This window comes from Akkermansiaceae bacterium (genome assembly GCA_017798145.1).
Taxonomy (GTDB): Bacteria; Verrucomicrobiota; Verrucomicrobiia; order Verrucomicrobiales; family Akkermansiaceae; genus Luteolibacter.
Genome location: CP059069.1, coordinates 1,401,995 through 1,420,142, shown reverse-complemented (window position 1 = coordinate 1,420,142; position 18,148 = coordinate 1,401,995). Strand labels below are relative to the sequence as shown.

Genomic DNA, 18,148 nt, shown 5'->3' with positions numbered 1-18,148 from the left:
GCCTGTAAGAATGGCATCTCTCCACTAACCACCTGATTGCGGGTTGAAAACCGGGAATCGGCGTTTAGTGTCGTGCCACCATGAGCAACAAAATCGTTCCCACCATTTCATCCGGCACCGCCGGCCCCGCTTGAGTCCTTCACCTTCCGCGCCTCTGGCAGAAGATGTGCCTCGGCGCGGCCGGGAAACTCGCAGACGGATATGCGAACTGCGGCCCCGGCTACGACATGATGGTCCTCGATGCGCTCGGCGTAGACCGCGAGGCGCTCGTGGAGTTCGTTTCGGCGAAGAGGCCGGCGTATGTGGAGTTCGAGAAATTCGTTTCCGAAAACGCGACCAAGCTGACCGAGGCTTCGGTTTCCGAACTGAACGCGGCGATCACCGGCTACCAGCACACGGACGAGACGCGGCAGGCGATCCTTTCCGCCGCCGGGCTGCCCGACGGCAAGCCGACGGATGCGGTCAACCTGAACAATCTCGACGACTGGCAGGAATTCCACGCCGCGGAGATCGCCTGAGGCGGCGTTTCACATCGCCACGAGATCCTCGAAGGTGACCGATGAGATCCCGGCGGCGGCCAGGGCGTTGAGCACATCGATCACCCGTTGCTGGCGCACGGCTTGGTCGACGCGCAGCATGACCATCGGCTCGTTTCCGGCGCTTCGTGCGGCGTCGTGGTAGAGCGCCAGCTGGCTGGAAAGCAGCGGGAGCTCGCGGCTTTCCATGCTTGTGTCGAGCTGCCGTTCGGAAAGGCCGTGGCCGGCATACAAGGCACCCAGGCCGTCTATCCTGATCACCATGGGAGGGATGGAAGGCGTCCCGGGGCTTCCCTGATCCCCAGGCAGGCTCATCGCGAGATCACGCTCCCTGGGGACGATGGTCGTGGAGACGAGGAAATAGATCAGCAGCAGGAAGCAGATATCGATGAGCGAGGAGATATCGAGATCGGCTTCGGGGAGGACAGGGCGTTCGGCGGATTTGTGGAGTGCCATGTTTCCGGAACGCAGAGGACCGGGAAAACCTTAGGCCAGTCCCAGCCAGCGCGAAATTCCGAGGCGTATCCCCGCCGCCTTGTGCTCGGTTTCCTCGTATTCCGCCTCCGGCACGGAATCCGCAACAATGCCCGCACCGACGTGGTAGCGGAGCTTTCCTTCCTCGCGGACGAGGGTGCGGATCGCGATGCTGAACTGGCTCTCGCCGTTGAAGCCCAGCCAGCCTATCGCCCCGCAATAGATGCCGCGCGGCTTGCCTTCCAGCTCCCCGATGATCTCCATGGCGCGTTGTTTTGGCGCGCCGGTGATGCTGCCTCCGGGGAAGCACGCGGCGAGCGCGGAGATCGCGTCCTCGCCTTCCGCAAGCCTCCCTTGAACGGTCGAGACGAGATGATGGACCTGCGCCAGGCTCTCAAGCTGGAGCATCTGCGTGACCTCCACGCTGCCGAACTCGCAGACCTGCCCGAGATCGTTGCGCAGGAGGTCGGTGATCATGACCAGCTCCGCCACCTCCTTGGGCGAGGTCTGGAGCTCCACGGCGGAGCGCCTGTCCTCATCCGCATCGTGGAAACGCGGCCGCGTACCCTTGATCGGGCGGGTCTCTATCCCTTTCCCGGAAACTTTCAGGAAAAGCTCCGGTGAGGTGCTCAGGACTTCCTTCCCGTCCAGCGCCATCCACGCCGCCATCGGCGCGGGACTTGCTTCCCGGAGCGCCTCGTACAGCCCGTAGAGCGATCCGTCCCCCCAAACCTCCGCCGAGAACTCCCGTGCCACATTGACCTGGTAAATGTCCCCCGCCGCGATCCATTCCTTCACACGCCGGACGGACTCCAGGAAATCGTCCCTGCCTGTTTCACCCCGGAAATCCCCCACCGCCACCGGCTCCTCCACCGCATTTCGCATTTTCGCGGAAAGCCCGCCGCGTTCCCACCATTCCCCGCTTTCCTCATCCCGGACGAGCATTTCCAGGTATTCCCCGAAAACGAAATCCCCCTCGTAATCCACCCACCCGCACAGCCCGCCGTCCGGGAAACCGTGGTCGCCACCCGCGCGGGCGTTCCCCGCCAGCGCCTCCCTCAGCAGTCCGAGATCCGATTCCGAAAAAATGGAGCCTCTGTGGATCCGAGCCGGATTCGCCGCGATCACCGACACCGGCCTGCCCGCTTTTTCGGGGATGTTCCCGGCGGTATCGAAAAAAACCAGTCCTCCCAGGTGGCGCAGGCGATCCGCAACCTCGTCCGCCGCAAGTCCACATAGCCCGGGCACCCGGGTCATTCCAACAGCAAGTTTTGTCACGCCGAAACAATGTCCTCCAAAGCCGGCGTCTCAACCCCAAACTTGCGTCTCCCGCCGTTTCAGCAATCAAAGGTTGCAAAACCCGCTTCCTTGGCTAAAAACCCGCCCCCGCCGGGATACCCCCGGCCACCAAACATCACACACATCAGCCATGAAGGATCTCAGCAAATACCGCAACATCGGCATTTTCGCCCACGTTGACGCCGGCAAAACGACCACCACCGAGCGCATTCTCAAACTTACGGGCAAGATCCACAAGATCGGCGAGGTTCACGACGGTGCATCCACCATGGACTTCATGGAGCAGGAGGCCGAGCGCGGCATCACCATCCAGTCCGCCGCCACCACCTGCTTCTGGCAGGGCCACCAGTTCAACGTCATCGACACCCCCGGCCACGTCGACTTCACCATCGAGGTATACCGCTCGCTCAAGGTTCTCGACGGCGGCATCGGCGTGTTCTGCGGCTCCGGCGGCGTTGAGCCACAATCGGAAACCAACTGGCGCTACGCCAACGACTCCAAGGTTTCCCGTGTCATCTACGTCAACAAGCTCGACCGCATCGGCGCCGATTTCTACCGCGTCGTCGCCCAGGTGAAAAAGATCCTCGGCGCAACCCCGCTCGTCATGGTCCTGCCCATCGGGACGGAATCCGATTTCGTCGGCGTCGTCGATCTCCTCACCATGAAAGCCCACATCTGGGACGAATCCGGACAGCCGGAGAACTTCAAGGTCGAGGAAATCCCCGCCGACATGGTTGACAAGGCCAAGGAATACCGCGCCCAGCTCATCGAGACCGCCGTCGAGCAGGACGACGAGATCATGGAAGCCTACCTCGAAGGCACCGAACCGACCATAGACCAGATCAAGAAGTGCATCCGCAGGGGCACCATCGACCTCGCGTTTTTCCCGACCTACTGCGGTTCCTCGTTCAAGAACAAGGGTCTCCAGCTCGTGCTCGATGCCGTCGTGGATTACCTTCCCGCCCCCATCGATGTCAAACCCCTCCCCGAAGTGGACGAGGAGGGCAACGAGACCGGCAAGTTCGCCATCATCGACCCGACCGCCCCGTTCCGTGGCCTGGCGTTCAAGATCATGGACGACAAGTTCGGCGCACTGACCTTCACCCGCATCTACTCGGGCACGATCAGGAAGGGCGACACCGTCCTCAACTCCTTCACCGGCAAGACCGAGCGCATCAGCCGCATGGTCGAGATGCACGCCGATGACCGAAAGGAAATCGACTCCGCGCAGGCGGGCGACATCGTCGCCATCGTCGGCCTCAAGAACGTCCAGACCGGTCACACCCTCTGCGACGAGAAAAACCCGGCCACCCTCGAGCCGATGGTGTTCCCCGATCCCGTCATCTCCATCGCCGTCGCCCCCAAGGACAAGGCGAACGCCGAGAAACTCGCCAACGCCATCGGCAAGATGATCCAGGAAGACCCCTCGTTCCGCGTCGAGACCGACGAGGAAACCAACGAGATGATCCTCAAGGGCATGGGCGAACTCCACCTCGACATCAAGATCGACATCCTCAAGCGCACGCACAAGGTCGAGGTCACCGTCGGTGCCCCGCAGGTCGCTTACCGCGAAACCATCACCAAGCCCGTCAATGACAGCTACACCCACAAGAAGCAGTCCGGCGGTTCCGGCCAGTTCGCCAAGATCGACTACACCATCGAGCCGGGCGAGCCGGGCACGGGGTTCATCTTCGAATCGAAGGTCGTCGGCGGCAGCATCCCGAAGGAATTCATCCCCGCCGTCGAAAAAGGCTTCAAGACCTCCATCGACAAGGGGCCGCTCGCCGGTTACCCCTGCCTTGATTTCAAGGTGACGCTCAACGAGGGTGGCTTCCACGCCGTTGACTCCAGCAACATCGCCTTCGAGATCGCCGCCAAGGCGGCCTACCGCCAGACCATGGTCAAGGCCGGCCCGCAGATCCTCGAGCCGATGATGAAGCTCGATGTCTTCGCCCCCGAGGAAAAGGTCGGCGATGTCATCGGCGACCTGAACCGCCGCCGCGGCATGATCCAGGGACAGGAGCCGACACCGGGCGGTGTCCGCGTCAAGGCCGAGGCTCCGCTTTCCGCGATGTTCGGCTATATCGGCGACCTCCGCACCATGACTTCCGGCCGCGGCCAGTTCTCGATGGAGTTCAGCCACTACGCCGCTTGCCCGAAAAACATCTCCGACGAGGTGATCGCCAAGGCCAAGGCCCGCGAGGAAGAGCTGCGCAAGTGATCCGTGGCGGCGGTTTCCAACCGCGATGCCTTTCGAAGCCCGCCGCTCCGGAAACGGACGGCGGGTTTTTCGCGCCGGAAATTGCGCATGGCCTCCGCCAAGCGGCAGCGCCGTGAACTCACCAATCCCCGCGAGTGAGGATGGCTTCCTGCCCGAAGGTGGTCTTGCCTTTCCAGCCCTCGCCATCGCGTTCGAAGGTGTATGGCCTCACCTTCTTCCAATCCACCTCAAGTGTGCCGTTATCGAGGATTTTCCAGGTGACGTCCCAGGTTTTCCCGACGATTTCCATCCGGCCGTCGGGATGGGCGATCCAGCGTGCCGTCTTGCCCTCGGAGTGCTGATCCCAGTTGCCGACGATGCCGCCCGTTCCGAAGGCTCCGGTGCTCCTTTTCGGGGTTTTCACCGGCTCGGGCGAAAGCAGTGCGATCCATGCTTCCTGGTCTTCCGCCTCATCCGCCTGTGCCAGCAAGCGCCGCTTGAGGCTCTCGTCCGTGGACTCTGCGGCGGCCCCTTGGAGGCGCGCCACGTAGGCATCGCGGATGCGGGTGAGATCGGACTCGTGGCTTCTCATGATCGCCGCTTCCCTGGATCGGGCGTCCGCAATGGTCATGGCGACTCCTGATGGAAGGCCGATGACTCCCTCAGAATCGGGGATGATGCCATCGACGATATCGCCCTTGAGCCGCTCCATGGAAGCCGCCTCATCCTTCTTGGCGCTGCGGGCGCTGGCATCCAGGCTGGAAGCGAGTGCGCCGCCGTTGTCCTGGATTTCCTTGTCGCGCTTCTTTCTGGCCTCGGAAATCAATGCGATGGCTTTTGTGCGCAGTTCCGGGTCTCCGGGAGCGGCTTCCTCCCCGGGTTCCGGTTCGTTCCCCACGACGGGAGGGAGTTCAGGTTCTTCGGGCGTGTCGTTCACGACGATTTCCGGCTCGGGCATCGGTTCGGGTTCTCCCTCTGCGGGCGGCTGGGGGCTGGGTTCCGGCTCCGGGGCGGCGGCGGGCGTTTCCGGGATGGCGTCCGCGTTTGCATCCGCCATGGCTTTGTCGGTTTCCCCGGACTTTCCCTTGAGCATTTGGTAGGCGAAAATCGCACCTAGGGCGAGTATCCCGATGATGAGGAATCTCCCGACAAAGCCACCGCCGCCGCCGCTTCGGGCACTGGCCAGCGGCCTGGCAGCGGGACGGTAGGGGGTGTTGCCCGCAGGGGTGGCGGCTGCCTGTTTCTGGAAGGCGACAGCCCATTTTTCCAAATCAGCAGCCATCGCGGCCACGGATGGGTAGCGCTGGGACGGGGTGAGGTGGGTCGCCTTGCGCCAGATCGTGTCAAGCCGCAGGCTGCCTGTCGGCTGGCTGGGCGGCCCCATGGAGCCTGCCGGATCGATGCCGGAAAGGATCTGGTGGAGGATGACTCCCACCGAGTAGATGTCCGCAAGCTCACCCGCCTGGCCGGGATCGTGGAAAACCTCCGGGGCGGTGTAGCCCGGCGTGCCCATCATCAGGCCGGAATCGCCCGAGTCCGAGGAGTGGGCCAGGCCGAAGTCCGCGATCTTTGGCTCCGCCTTGGTGGTGAGCAGGATGTTGGAAGGCTTGATGTCGCGGTGGACAATGCCGTTCTCGTGGGCGTGGGCGAGCCCGTCGCAGATGCCTTTGACGATGGCCACCGCCGCCGCAGGCTCGATCGCCTGGTTCCAGGCCGCCTGGTGGAGAGATCCCCCCTCCACGTATTCCATGACGATGTATGGCATCCCATCGACATCGCCGTAATCGAACACGCCCAGCAGGTTCGGATGATTGAGGCGGGCCATGGCCTTGGCCTCGGTGATGAATGATTCGCGGAATTCCGCATCGCCCCCGAGTTCCTTGGGCAGCACCTTGATCGCCACATCACGGTCGAGCGAGATCTGGCGGCCTTTGTAAACGGCTCCCATCCCGCCCTGGGCGATGAAGGATTCGATGCCGTATTGGGGAAGCAGACCTGCGAGAGCCTGTGGCGTGGGTGCTCGGAAGGCTTCGTCGCTCATGGTGATTGCGCGGCTTCTATCAGCATCCGCAAGGCGGGGCAATCACGTAGCGGAATTACATGATTTTTTTCCCGGGAGCCCCGCCATCTCAAAGCCCCCGGTATTCCGCGGCGAGGCGTTTCGCGGTGGCGATTGTGTTGCGGTGGAGCTTGGCGGTGAACTCCGGCTGGCGGTTGTAGCCGCCGCCGTAGAGGATGGCGACAGGGATGCGGTTTTTGATCATGGCCCGCAGCAAGACCTCGTCGCGGCGCTGGATTTCCTTGAGGGAAAGGTGCATCTGGCCGAAGCGGTCGTTGCGGTGGTTGTCAGCGCCGGAGATCCAGATGACAAGATCCGGGGAGAATTTGTCGAGCGAGTCGGCCAGGGTTTTGAAGAGTTGCTGGAGATACATCTCTCCCTCCACGTATCTGACGGTTTCCACATCCAGGGTGGAGGCGATTTTTTTCGTCGGATAGTTTTTCCCGACGTGGATCGAGTAGGTGAAAACGCGCGGATCGTCTCCAAGCAGGGAGGCTGTGCCGTTGCCCTGGTGTGCGTCCGTATCGACGACCATGACCTTGATGCCGGGGCGCTTGTCCTGGAGATCGCGGATGGCGATGGCGATGTCGTTGAAGACGCAGTAGCCCTCGCCGTGGTTGCTGAAGGCATGGTGAGTGCCGCCCGCAAGGCATACGCCCACACCCTCCTCAAGGGCGGCGTTGCAGGCGAGCCGGGTGGCCTCCACCTCGGTGGCGGAGCGGGTGAACAGGTTGGGCGAGGCGGGGAGGCCGAGCAGGATCTGCTCCTTGCGGTCGAGGGCGGAGGACTGGATTTTCTCGATGTAGCCGCGCTCATGGACGCGCAGCAGGTGGTGGAAATCCGCGGCCTTCACCTCGATGACCTCCTCCGGGCGGAGGATTTTCTCGGTGAGCAGCATGTCCTTGGAGACACGGAACTTATCCATCGGGAAGGGGTGTCCCGCAGGGAGTTCCAGCTCAAAGGCCTGGGAGTAAAAGCAGCGCATGGGGAAACCTTAAATTTTAAACCTTAAACATCAAGGAAGAGTCCCCGCGATGCGGAACTATGGTATGGCGGTCTCGTGAAAAAGCATGCAGTCTCATGCCCGATGAAACGATCCATCCGTTGCGCCGCCTATTCCCTCGCATCCATCGCCCTGCTTGGTGGGCAGGGATTCGCCCAGGAGCAAAAACACCCGCTCAAGCCCCTGCTGTGGAAAATCGAGGGCAAAGGGCTTGAAACCCCCTCCTACCTTTTCGGCACCATCCACCTCGGCTCAGAGCAGGTCACGACTCTGCACCCGGAGGCCCGCAAGGCCTTCGACTCGGCGGATGCGTTGTACACCGAGGTGCCGTTTGATGTCGCATCCCAGCTTGCGGCGGCACCGATGATGATGAGGAAGGACGGCAAAACCCTCGCGGAGTCCATCGGCAAGGAGCTTTCCGACCGCCTCGATGAGGAGCTGAAGCTCATCAATCCGGCACTCGATTCCACACCGTTCCAGCCGATGGCCACATGGCTTGTCGGGATGAGCCTGCCGCTCTTGCCGGATCAGATGGCTGGGAAAAAGGCGCTCGATATGCAGCTCTGGGAGCAGGCGGCGGAAGCCGGGAAGAAAACCGGTGCGCTCGAAACCTTGGCCGGCCAGCTCGGAATTTTCGCGGAGCTGACGGAAAAGGAACAGGTGGCGCTGCTTTCCGAAACCATGCGCATGCTCAAGAAGGACAGGGATGCGGGGCGCAACTCTGTGGCGGAATTGACGGCGGCCTACGTCAGCGGGGATGTGGCGAAGGTGGAGGCGGAGATGCAGAGGGCGATGAGGGAGCTGGCGGAAAGCGAGCACCGGGAGCTTGGGGAGAGATTGATGAAACGCCTTATCGCCGACCGCGATGTGATCATGGCAGCCACCATCGCGGAGATCCTCGCCAAGGAACCCGGAAGCGTTCATTTCTTCGCCGCGGGTGCGGGGCATTTTTGCTCGAAGACCAGCATACGCAGCCATCTGGAGAAAGCGGGCTACACGATCACCCGGATCGGGGGATGAACCCGATGAAGGTCGCCGTGATCGGCTGCGGCGCGGCAGGGGCTGCGGCCGCCGTTTTCCTGAGGCGGGACGGCCATCGGGTGGTGGCCTTCGAGCAGGCGCCGGAGAGCCGCGCCGTCGGCGCGGGCTTCCTGATGCAGCCAAGCGGGATGGATGTGCTGCGCGAACTGGGGATCCATGAAAGGGTGATTTCCCATGCCTCCGTCGTCAGGCGGCTGCACGTGCTCGAAAAGGACGGGCGCGATCTCATGGAGCTGAGCTACGCGGAGATCGGCCAGGGCATGTTCGGGGCCGGTTTGCATAGGCCGGTGCTGATGTCTGCTCTCACCGGTCTGGCGGAGAGGGAGGGCGTGGAAATCCGATGGGGAAGCCGGGTGGAGACGGCCCGCAGGCTGCCGGATGGCTGGGAGCTCTGCGGGGAAAAATTTGACCTCCTGTTGGTGGCGGATGGCGCACGCTCCGCCATGCGCAAGTTCCTTCTCGGCGCGGGTCGTGACCGGGGCTACGCCTGGGGGGCGCACTGGTTCATCGGGAAAAACAACGGGGTTTTCCCTTCCGGGGACCTGCACCAGGTGGTGCACGGCACAAGTCAGCTCGCCGGTTTCCTGCCGACCGGCCGCGAGACTGGCGGCAGCGAAGAGCTCATCAGCCTGTTCTGGAGCATCGAGATCGCCCGCGATGCGGCGATGCGGAATCTCCCGCTCGATGACTGGAAGGGCGAAATCCTCGGCCTCTGCCCCATGGCGGAAAATCTCCTCGCCCAGATCGGCTCCTGGGAGCAGGTGCTCACCGCCCGCTACGGCGATGTGAGGTTGCGGAAATGGCATGGCGAGAGGCTGGTCTTTCTCGGTGATGCGGGACATGCGATGAGCCCGCAGCTCGGCCAGGGCGTCAACCTCGCCCTCGCGGATGCAAGCTGCCTCGCCGCCTGCCTGCGTGAAATGCCCGTGGAGAAAGCCCTCCCCGAATACTCCCGCCGCCGCGGCCCAATCCTGCGCTACTACCAGCTCGCCACCCGCTGGCTGACCCCGGTTTTCCAATCGGATCACAAGTGGATCACTCCGTTCCGTCATGCAGGCTTCCGGGTTTCCCAGCGGCTCGCGCCTGTCAGGAAAACGATGACGCTCTCGATGGCCGGAATGATGAGGGGGATCTGAGGGGGCAGGGTGGGGGAGCTTCGTCTCCGGCGCTTTCCCGACGTATCCCTGTTCTTTTGCGGATTCGGCTTAGTTAGGTGCGGCCCATCCGGGCGGCGATCATGCGATGAGAGCCTTGAGGCGGGCGCAGACTTCCACGACGTTCTCGCGGGAGTTGAACGCGGAGATGCGGAAGTATCCCTCGCCGGCGGAGCCGAAACCGGAGCCGGGGGTGATGACCACCTGGGCTTCGCCGAGCATCTTGTCGAACATCTGCCATGAGGTGACGCCCGGCGGGCAGCCGACCCAAACGTAGGGTGCGTTCTCGCCGCCGAAGACCCTGAGCCCGAGCGAGAGGCAGGCCTCGCGCAGCAGTTTCGCATTGCCCATGTAGTGGGCGATGAGTGCGGAGACCTGGGCTTTCCCTTCCTCGGAGAAGACTGCGGCGGCGCCCTTCTGGACGGGGTAGGAGGCGCCGTTGAACTTGGTGGCGTGGCGGCGGTTCCAGAGCTGGTGGATGGGCACCGGGGTGCCCTCCTCGGTGCGGCCGGAGACGGTTTTCGGGATGATGGTGTAGGCGCAGCGGACACCGGTGAAGCCGCCGTTCTTGGAGAAGGAGCGGAACTCGATCGCGCAATCCCTGGCTCCCTCGATCTCGTAGATGGAGCGGGGGATGTCGCTGTCCTGGATGAAGGCCTCGTAGGCGGCATCGAAGAGGATGATCGCGTCGTTTTGCTTCGCATATCTGACCCATGCCTCGAGCTGGGCGCGGGTGGCAACGGCCCCGGTGGGGTTGTTGGGGAAGCAGAGATAGATGAGGTCCGCCTTTTCCGAGGGGACATCGGCGACGAAATAGTTTTCCGCGTTGCACTCCATGTAGAGCAGGCCGGCGTAGGCGCCGTTTTCATCGGCGTCCCCGGTGTTTCCCGCCATCACGTTGGTATCGACATAGACCGGATAGACGGGATCGGTGATCGCGATGACGTTGCCTTTTCCGAAGATGTCGAGGATGTTGCCGGTGTCGCATTTGGAGCCGTCGGAGATGAAGACCTCGTCCGCCGAGATGCCGAGGCCGGCGAACTGGTTGTCCACGATCGCCTGCCGCAAGAACTCATAGCCTTGCTCCGGGCCGTAGCCCTTGAAGGTGGAGCGGTCGCCCTGTTCATCGACGGCGGCGTGCATTGCATCGCGCACGGCGGATGGCAGCGGCTCGGTGACATCGCCGATGCCGCAGCGGATGATGCGGGCGGCCTTGTCCGGGTTTGCCTCGGTGTAAGCCTTTACGCGGCGGGCGATTTCCGGAAAGAGGTAGCCTGCCTTGAGTTTGAGGAAGTTGGAATTGATCGTTGCCATGCCGGAGGGTGTAGGCGCGGCGGGCGGGCGGGGCAAGTGCGGGGTGCGATTTTATGGCGGTTTTCCCCCGCATCATCCCCGGGAATGCGGGATGTCCGGCGAGGGGAGCTCCCCGGCGAGCCATTGTTCGAATGCGGCGTGGTTGGTCAGCTCGTATTGGTGCGTGCGGAAACCGAATTCGTTGCCGGTGGCGATGTTGGCGGGGAGGTCGTCGATGTAGAGGGTTTTCCCCGGGGTGAGGGAGTATTTTTCGATGGCGTGCCGGTAGATGTCGGGGTGGGGCTTGATGGAGCCGGTCTCGTAGGAGAGGACGGAGCCGTGGAAGACGGAGAATTCGGGGTAGGTTTCGAAAACCCAGGGGCAGTGGATGGAGTTGGTGTTGGAGAAGAGGATGAGGCGGTGGCCTGCGGCGGCGAGGCTGCGGACGGTATCCCACATGGGCAGGTTCGGCGTGAAGATGTTCTGCCAGGCGGAGTGGAATGTCTCCGGGGAGGCGTCCGTGCCGAGGGTTTCGATGGCCCAGGCGGTGTAGTCTTCCGTGGAGATGCGGCCGGTCTCGAACTCGTCTTTTTTGCCGAGGAGCCTTGCCATGGCCGCGGCGGGATCCGGGTGGGCGGGCGGAAGGAGTTTTGCGAGGGAAGGCTCGAAATCGAAGTCGAGCAGGACTTTCCCGATGTCGTAGAGGAAATCGGCCATGGGTTCAGATTTTCGAGAGGATGAATCTGGAGGCGGTGATGGCACCGTCGCTGCAGTTGTGGGCGGTGAGGGCGGCTTTCATCTTGCGCCACTTGGCGGCGCCGTCGGCGAGCATGTCGGAGACGGCGGCGGTGAGGTCTTTCGGGTTCTCGGCGAGATCGCCAGCGCCGAGCTGCTGGAGGAGTTGGAGATTTCCCTCCTCCTGGCCGGGGACGAGGTGGTGGATGAGCATCGGGCAGCGGGCGGCGATGGCTTCGTGGACGGTGGCTCCGCCGGCCTTGCCGACGACCATGTGGTGTTTCGTGATGAGCTGGGGGACTTTTTTCGTCCAGCCGAGCAGGCGGACCCGGCCGGGGTGGGCGGCCTTGATCTCGCGGGCGCGGGATTGGAGCAGGCGGAAGTTTTTCCCCATGACGATGGTGAGGTGGACCTCCGGGGAGGCTTCCAGGAGCGCCTTGCTGTGGCGGCGGACGAAGGGTTTCTTGGCGGTGGGGAAATAGAGGATGCGGAAGGGCTTGCAGGGATCGGTGGCATCGACCGTGGGGAGATGCGTGAAGATGGGGTTCACCGGGAAGCCGGTGGCGATGATCTTTTCCTGGGGGATGCCCCAGCAGCGCATGGTCTCGAGCGTCGTGCGGTCGGTGACGAGGAACCAGTCCGTGGGGGCGCGGAGCCATGAGGCGTTGATCTCGATGGAGTCGGTGACGACGGTGAACACCGGCACGCGGGTGCCGGCATCCTTGAAATGGCGCTCCAGGAAATACGGATAGACCGGGTAGGTGGAGACAATGGCATCGGGCCGCCACTCGGTGACGAGCGTTTCCAGGTAGCTCTCCGGGGCGCGCATGAGCGGGAGGTTGGGCCGGGAGAAATCGCAGTTGTCGGTTGCCTTGTAGATTTTTTCCCAGACCAGGGGGAGGTGGGTGGTGACAAGGCGGTAACCCCACTGGATGACGGCGGTGGATTGTGGGGCGGAAAGGACGCAGGGATCGGCGACGCGGGTCTCCGCACCCATGGAGCTGAGGGCGAGGGCGAGGTTCCGTGCGGCGCTGTTGTGTCCCTCGCCGAAGGCTGCGGTGATGATGAGGATTCTCTTTTTCTCGGGCATCGGGCGGTTTCTGGGCTGACTTTACGTGACAACGAGGCATTGCGTCGATGGGCTTTTCTGCTTTCCTATCCATGCCGATGGCGAAGGAAACGGAAAAGAAAAGCATCGAGTTGAAGCCGGTGGACGAGGAGGCGGAGAAGGTCTCGCGATTCGTCCGCCTGCATCCGGATGCCGTGGAGGAGGTCGTCGAACTCCCGCCGGTGCGTGTCGGCGCCATGGATACCCCGGAGGCAAGGCTGATGGCGGCGACGAGGGAGGAGCTCAAGACGCGCTCGAACGAGCCTCACGTGGGATCTCTGATCGAGAGGGAGGAGATCCGTGAGGAGGACCAGTGGAACGCCGCTCCTGCAGCCAGAAGCAGGATCCCCTGGGGTTGGGTCGCCTTGCTTGGGTGCGTTTTTTCGGGTGCCATCCTGTGGTCGCTCATGCAGGTGGGCGGGGCGAAGGACAAGCGGGTGCGCATCGAGGGCGCGGCGAAGCATACCCTGGAAAAGGAGATGCAGGAAGATATGGATGCGGTTTTGATGGTCGATGCAATCGAGACGACAGTGCGTGCTTTCTTCGACTCCCGGACGGTGGAGGAAATGAGGCGCTATGTCAGGCAGCCGGACCGTGTCGAGCCGCTGATGGAGAGGCACTACCTGGACTCGCCGCCTGTTCCCGTGCGGGTGGAGAGGATGGCCGGCCTGGAGCCGCTGACCATCGAGAACCTGGCGACATTCTGGATGGTGTCGTGCGTGTTTCCCGGCGGCGGCAAGAGCCAGGTTCTGGTGGAGGTGCTCTCCGCAGGGGAGGCGAAGGTGGATTGGGAGACCTTCGTCTGCTACCAGCCGATGGACTGGGATGAATTCGCAAAGGGCCGCCCTGGCGGCTACACGGGGGATTTCCGGGTATATGTGGAGCCGGACAACTACTATAGCTTCGAGTTCGCGGACAGCGCCACCTATGCCTCGTTCCGCCTGACGGCATTGGGCGGTGAGGAAACCCTCTACGGCTATGTGGCCCGCGGTACGGAGCTTGAGGCGAGGATGAACGAGGCCATCGGGCATAACAGGGGTGCCGCGACGCCCATGATGCTGCGGCTGCACCTTCCCGGCGGGGTGCTCTCCAGGCGCGGGGTGGTGGTTAGGGAAATGGTCGCGCCGCGATGGATCTTTTTGGAAGATCCGGAAAAGGATAAGCCCTGATGCGTGGTGTAGGCATGGCAACGGGGCGGAGATTGCCTTTCGGCGCGGTGCTTGCCGGATGCGGGATGTTTTTCCTCATCCAGTATCTTGTCGGATTGGCCCGCCTGGGGTCATCCTCGGGAGCGATGGAGAACAAGTTCAGTGCGCTTGCGCGTGACGAATACATGGGCTTCCTGGTTTGGCAAAACGTGCAGGTGCTTATCGCCTACGTGCTGCTCGCACTTTTGTTCGCGATCGTGCTGCAACCATTCTGTTCCGCGATCTGCCTGCGCTATGGCATCGGGAAAGCACGCTGGAGGGTCACGGTGGTGCTTGCTGGCGCATTCCTGATCCACGGGTATTTCATTCTCAGGCTGGTGGATACGCGCCCGTATTTCCTGGGTGACGCGAAGTTCGGCCACTGGTACTACGAGGTGCTCAATGTGGTGCCTGAGGTGGTGAAACCCGCCGTGTTTTTCTTCCTGTTCAAGGCGCTGCCGCTTGCCGTGGCGGCCTATGTGGTTTGGTGGCACTGGGCTGGCCTTTCGCGTCGCGGGCGCATCGCAGCTCCTGCGGTGGTCGCCGTACTGCTTGCGCTTTTCGTCTGGAAATCCGGATTCATGGCAGCCGCGGGCAAAGCGCCGGTGGCGGAAAAGGATGAGGTGCCGAACGTGATCATCATCGGCTCCGACTCCCTGCGCGCAGACAAGCTCGGCTGCAACGGCTACGTCCCGCGACGTGGCGACGGGCTGGCCGCAGGAGGGGTTTCGCCGCGCATCGATGCCCTCGCCTCGCGCTCCGCGAATTTCACCGGCTGCTATACCCCCATTGCCTCCACCCTGGAGTCCGGCACCTCCCTGATGGTTTCGCAATACCCGCACACCCACGGGTTGCGGCACATGTATCCGGATGAGGAAACGGTTGCCGCGACCAAGGCGAGGATCTCGCCCATCGCCCCCATCCTTGCGGCGAAAGGTTACGATACCGCCGCCTTCGGCGATTGGTGTGCAGGCTACTACGAGCTCATGCCCATGGGCTTCGGGCACATCTCCGTCTCCTCGTTCGACAATTTCAAGATCTACATGTCCCAGGCGGTGGTGATGGCTCACTTCGTCATCCCGCTCTACTTTGACCACCCCTTGGGCTACGCGGTTTTTCCGCAGCTCGGCTCCTTTGCGAGCTTCGTCACCCCGGAGGTTGTCACCGAGCGGGTGAAGGGGCGCCTGGAACAGGTGGCGGAAAGCGGCAAGCCGTTTTTCTGGCACGTGTTCTACTCCTGCAACCACCTCCCTTACCGCAGCCCGGAGCCATACTCCACCATGTTCGCGGATCCCGGATACGCCGGCCCTAACAAAAGCGGGGTCGATTTCGACATCGACTCCTTCATCGGCGGCACGGATCTGGAGAACAAGTGGAAGGCGCTCCCGGAAAAGGAAATCCGCCAGATCCGGGATCTCTACGACGGCTGCACCCGACAGTTCGATGACAACGTCGGGCAGATCCTCGATGCCCTGAAATCGAAGGGGCTGGATGAAAACACCATCGTCATCGTCACTGCGGATCATGGGGACAACCTTTACGAGGAGGGTGTCACCCTCGGTCACGGCCTCACCTTCGGGGGTGGCATGGGCGGGAACCACGTGCCGCTCGTATTCCATATCCCCGGCGCGCAGCCGCAGGAAATCCCTGCCACGGTCAGCATCATCGATATCGTCCCAACCATTGCCGATCTCCTCGGAGCGGAGAAGCCCGCCTCCTGGGAGGGGAAAAGCTTCGCCAAATGGCTGGATGGTACGGAGCCTCCCAGCAGCCGCGCTTACTACGGTGAGACCGGCTTCCCCTTCGTTCAGTTCCGAGTGCCCGGTGTCACGCGCCCCAAGTTGCCGCCCATGGATGGGATGACATTCATCGATGATTCCTTCAACTACCAGTTCGTCCTGAAGAAGGAATGGCAGGAACCGCTCGTCGCCGCCAAGCAGCGCTGCCTCATGACCGACGATTGGCAGCTCATCTGCACCCCCGCAGCGAATGGCAGCCGCCACTTCGCGCTATTCGAGCGCAGCGGGGGCGACTTCGGCATCGAGGATGTTTCCGCGGAAAACCCAGAAATCCACGCAGCCATGAAAGCGGCCTTGGAGAAATGGATGGACACGAAAACCGAGACGCCCGCAGAAGATGTCTTCCGGGCGTGGCGGCGTGATTGAAAACCATGGCGCTTCGATGGGGGCTGAATGGGCAGAGCGGCCTTTGATTGCCCGCCTTTTTGGCTTCCGCATAGCCGTGAGGCTGCTATGAATGGTGCTTTCCATTGAAAAACCCATTGCAATGACATCAGCACAAGCAAGCCCTCCGGAGGCTCTCCGGAACGCCGTGATCCGGCTCGCCGGATATTCGCAGGACGGAATCCAATCCATCGGCGCGTTCCTCGCCCAGCTCGCGGGATCGACCGCGCAGGATGTGATGACCTACATGACCATCCCATCCACCATTTCCGGCGGGCCGTCGATTTTCCAGGTTCACCTGGGATCGGGAAAAGTCCTGCACCCCGGCGACGAGGCGGATACGCTCGTGGCCTTCTACCAGGATTCCTACGACAACCATCTGAAATCCCTGCGTGAGGGCGGCATCTGTTTCTACGACAGCGATCAGGTCAAGGAGCTCAACACCGACCGCGAGATCATCCACATTGGAGTCCCCTTCACCTCCGCAGCCATCGAGGCGATCGGCGGCTCAGCGAAGGATCGCGGCAAGAACATCTTCGTGCTCGGAATGCTCTGCGCCGTTTACAAGCTCGATAAGGAAAAGCTCACCGCGATCATTTCGCGGAAGTTCGGCGGGAAAAAAGAGGACATCCTCCGCAATGCCCTGCTGGCCTTCGATGCAGGCTACGCCTGGCCGGTTCACGACATCAACCACATGCCCTTCGCCCCCGGCGAGAACGAGGAGGCGAACCGCCTCTCCACCGATGGCAACACCATGCTCTCTCTCGGCCTCATCGCCGGCGGGGTCCGTTTCGGCGCGGGCTACCCGATCACGCCGTGGTCGAGCATCATGGAGCTGCTGCGCTCAGAGCTTCCGAAATACGGCGGCATGTTCATCCAGGCGGAGGACGAGCTCGCCGCGGTCGCCATCGCGATCGGCGCGGCCTACTCCGGCCACCTCGCCATCACAGGTTCCTCCGGCCCGGGTTTATCGCTGAAATCCGAGGCAATCGGCTACGCCTGCATGGCGGAAATCCCGCTCATCGTGGTGAACATCCAGCGCGGCGGGCCATCGACGGGTTTGCCTACCTCCGTGGAGCAATCCGACCTCATGCAGGCGATCTACGGCTCGCATGGCGACGCCCCGCGCGTCGTGCTCGCGCCTCGCGATGTGCAGGATTGTTTCTACACCGCCATCGAGGCCTGCCGGATCGCGCGCGAGTATTCCACGCCTGTCATCATCCTTTCCGATCAGGCGATCTCTTCGCGCATCGAGGCCTTCCCGGAGCCGGACCTGGAAAAGCACTGGATGGAGCCGACGCTGGATCTCAGCGATCGCGGCGCTGATTTCAAACCGTATCCGCTCGGGAAAATCACCCGCCATTCGCCGCCGGGCGCGCGCTCCACGGAAGGGAAATATCCCGTCGTCACCGGCCTGGAGCACGACGAATGGGGGCACCCTTCCTCAAATCCGATCAACCACGAGTCGATGTCCGCGAAGCGCCGCGAAAAACTCATCCAGCTCGCCAACTCCCTGCCCGCCCCGGACTTTTTCGGCGACGAGCAGGGCGATCTCCTCTTCGTCGGCTGGGGCTCCACCTACGGGCCGATCAAGGAAGCCACGGACCAGCTCCGTGCCGCCGGCCACAAGGTCGGCTCGCTGCACCTGCGCCACATCCACCCGCTGCGCAACGGGCTGGGCGACATTTTCCACCGATACACGCATATCCTCGTGCCGGAAATGAACGATCCGGGGATCTACGGCCATGGCCAGCTCGCCACCCTGCTGCGCTCCGTCACCTGCAACCCTAACATCCGCTCGCTCAACAAGATCCAGGGCATCACCTTCCGCGTGAAGGAGATCGTCGATGGAGCCTTGAAAACACTCGCTCTCTGA

The 18,148-nt window shown here is 62.7% G+C and carries 13 protein-coding genes and 1 pseudogene; 7 read left to right on the top strand and 7 right to left on the bottom strand.

The genetic code is table 11. The features are described from left to right. Positions 1–80 precede the first annotated feature (80 nt). A pseudogene (locus tag HZ994_06065) lies at positions 81–518 on the top strand (DUF5069 domain-containing protein). A gap of 9 nt (positions 519–527) precedes the next feature. On the opposite strand, the gene HZ994_06060 reads toward HZ994_06065, so the two are convergent. Beyond that, entirely contained in the window at positions 528–992 is a 465-nt protein-coding gene (locus HZ994_06060) for a biopolymer transporter ExbD (GenBank protein QTN31911.1), read from the bottom strand. A 30-nt stretch (positions 993–1,022) separates the two neighbouring features. Further along, on the bottom strand, positions 1,023–2,267 hold the full coding sequence (gene pabB / locus HZ994_06055; protein QTN31910.1) for an aminodeoxychorismate synthase component I: 1,245 nt from the start codon (positions 2,265–2,267) through the stop codon (positions 1,023–1,025). 172 nt (positions 2,268–2,439) lie between these two features. Between pabB and HZ994_06050 the strand changes: the two genes are divergently transcribed. Next, positions 2,440–4,530, top strand: coding sequence for an elongation factor G (locus tag HZ994_06050; GenBank protein ID QTN31909.1), 2,091 nt, complete (start codon positions 2,440–2,442; stop codon positions 4,528–4,530). Between the two features lie 118 nt (positions 4,531–4,648). On the opposite strand, the gene HZ994_06045 is transcribed toward HZ994_06050, so the two are convergent. Continuing rightward, the gene (locus HZ994_06045) at positions 4,649–6,550 is read right to left on the bottom strand and encodes a serine/threonine protein kinase (protein ID QTN31908.1); all 1,902 of its coding nucleotides are present in this window, start codon (positions 6,548–6,550) and stop codon (positions 4,649–4,651) included. A gap of 88 nt (positions 6,551–6,638) precedes the next feature. Continuing rightward, complete coding sequence (locus HZ994_06040) at positions 6,639–7,553, bottom strand: histone deacetylase (GenBank protein QTN31907.1); 915 nt, start codon at positions 7,551–7,553, stop codon at positions 6,639–6,641. A gap of 102 nt (positions 7,554–7,655) precedes the next feature. Between HZ994_06040 and HZ994_06035 the strand changes: the two genes are divergently transcribed. After that, the gene (locus HZ994_06035; protein QTN31906.1) at positions 7,656–8,591 is read left to right on the top strand and encodes a TraB/GumN family protein; all 936 of its coding nucleotides are present in this window, start codon (positions 7,656–7,658) and stop codon (positions 8,589–8,591) included. Beyond that, complete coding sequence (locus tag HZ994_06030) at positions 8,588–9,748, top strand: FAD-dependent monooxygenase (protein QTN31905.1); 1,161 nt, start codon at positions 8,588–8,590, stop codon at positions 9,746–9,748. The genes HZ994_06035 and HZ994_06030 overlap by 4 nt, the downstream gene beginning before the upstream one ends. Before the next feature lie 99 nt (positions 9,749–9,847). Here the strand turns inward: HZ994_06030 and HZ994_06025 are convergent, their stop codons facing one another. The 3 genes from HZ994_06025 to HZ994_06015 all read right to left on the bottom strand — a co-directional run bounded on the left by HZ994_06025 (position 9,848) and on the right by HZ994_06015 (position 12,884). Next, positions 9,848–11,080, bottom strand: coding sequence for an LL-diaminopimelate aminotransferase (locus HZ994_06025; protein QTN31904.1), 1,233 nt, complete (start codon positions 11,078–11,080; stop codon positions 9,848–9,850). A 72-nt stretch (positions 11,081–11,152) separates the two neighbouring features. After that, entirely contained in the window at positions 11,153–11,776 is a 624-nt protein-coding gene (locus HZ994_06020) for an HAD family phosphatase (protein ID QTN31903.1), read from the bottom strand. 4 nt (positions 11,777–11,780) lie between these two features. Then, positions 11,781–12,884 carry a hypothetical protein gene (locus HZ994_06015; GenBank protein ID QTN31902.1) on the bottom strand — a complete coding sequence of 368 codons (1,104 nt, stop codon included), beginning with the start codon at positions 12,882–12,884 and terminating at the stop codon, positions 11,781–11,783. Between the two features lie 71 nt (positions 12,885–12,955). Between HZ994_06015 and HZ994_06010 the strand changes: the two genes are divergently transcribed. From HZ994_06010 to HZ994_06000, 3 genes are all read left to right on the top strand, one after another. Further along, on the top strand, positions 12,956–14,071 hold the full coding sequence (locus HZ994_06010) for a hypothetical protein (GenBank protein ID QTN31901.1): 1,116 nt from the start codon (positions 12,956–12,958) through the stop codon (positions 14,069–14,071). A 65-nt stretch (positions 14,072–14,136) separates the two neighbouring features. Continuing rightward, positions 14,137–16,254 carry a sulfatase-like hydrolase/transferase gene (locus tag HZ994_06005; GenBank protein QTN31900.1) on the top strand — a complete coding sequence of 706 codons (2,118 nt, stop codon included), beginning with the start codon at positions 14,137–14,139 and terminating at the stop codon, positions 16,252–16,254. A 121-nt stretch (positions 16,255–16,375) separates the two neighbouring features. Further along, positions 16,376–18,148, top strand: a complete 1,773-nt coding sequence (locus tag HZ994_06000; GenBank protein ID QTN31899.1) for a 2-oxoacid:acceptor oxidoreductase subunit alpha — start codon at positions 16,376–16,378, stop codon at positions 18,146–18,148.

Coding starts and splice junctions, on each gene's coding strand:
- pabB (QTN31910.1), bottom strand. CDS start 2,267: ATGACCCGGGTGCCCGGGCTATGTGGACTTGCGGCGGACGAGGTTGCG.
- HZ994_06015 (QTN31902.1), bottom strand. CDS start 12,884: ATGCCCGAGAAAAAGAGAATCCTCATCATCACCGCAGCCTTCGGCGAG.
- HZ994_06060 (QTN31911.1), bottom strand. CDS start 992: ATGGCACTCCACAAATCCGCCGAACGCCCTGTCCTCCCCGAAGCCGAT.
- HZ994_06020 (QTN31903.1), bottom strand. CDS start 11,776: ATGGCCGATTTCCTCTACGACATCGGGAAAGTCCTGCTCGACTTCGAT.
- HZ994_06050 (QTN31909.1), top strand. CDS start 2,440: ATGAAGGATCTCAGCAAATACCGCAACATCGGCATTTTCGCCCACGTT.
- HZ994_06000 (QTN31899.1), top strand. CDS start 16,376: ATGACATCAGCACAAGCAAGCCCTCCGGAGGCTCTCCGGAACGCCGTG.
- HZ994_06025 (QTN31904.1), bottom strand. CDS start 11,080: ATGGCAACGATCAATTCCAACTTCCTCAAACTCAAGGCAGGCTACCTC.
- HZ994_06045 (QTN31908.1), bottom strand. CDS start 6,550: ATGAGCGACGAAGCCTTCCGAGCACCCACGCCACAGGCTCTCGCAGGT.
- HZ994_06030 (QTN31905.1), top strand. CDS start 8,588: ATGAACCCGATGAAGGTCGCCGTGATCGGCTGCGGCGCGGCAGGGGCT.
- HZ994_06035 (QTN31906.1), top strand. CDS start 7,656: ATGAAACGATCCATCCGTTGCGCCGCCTATTCCCTCGCATCCATCGCC.
- HZ994_06005 (QTN31900.1), top strand. CDS start 14,137: ATGTTTTTCCTCATCCAGTATCTTGTCGGATTGGCCCGCCTGGGGTCA.
- HZ994_06040 (QTN31907.1), bottom strand. CDS start 7,553: ATGCGCTGCTTTTACTCCCAGGCCTTTGAGCTGGAACTCCCTGCGGGA.
- HZ994_06010 (QTN31901.1), top strand. CDS start 12,956: ATGCCGATGGCGAAGGAAACGGAAAAGAAAAGCATCGAGTTGAAGCCG.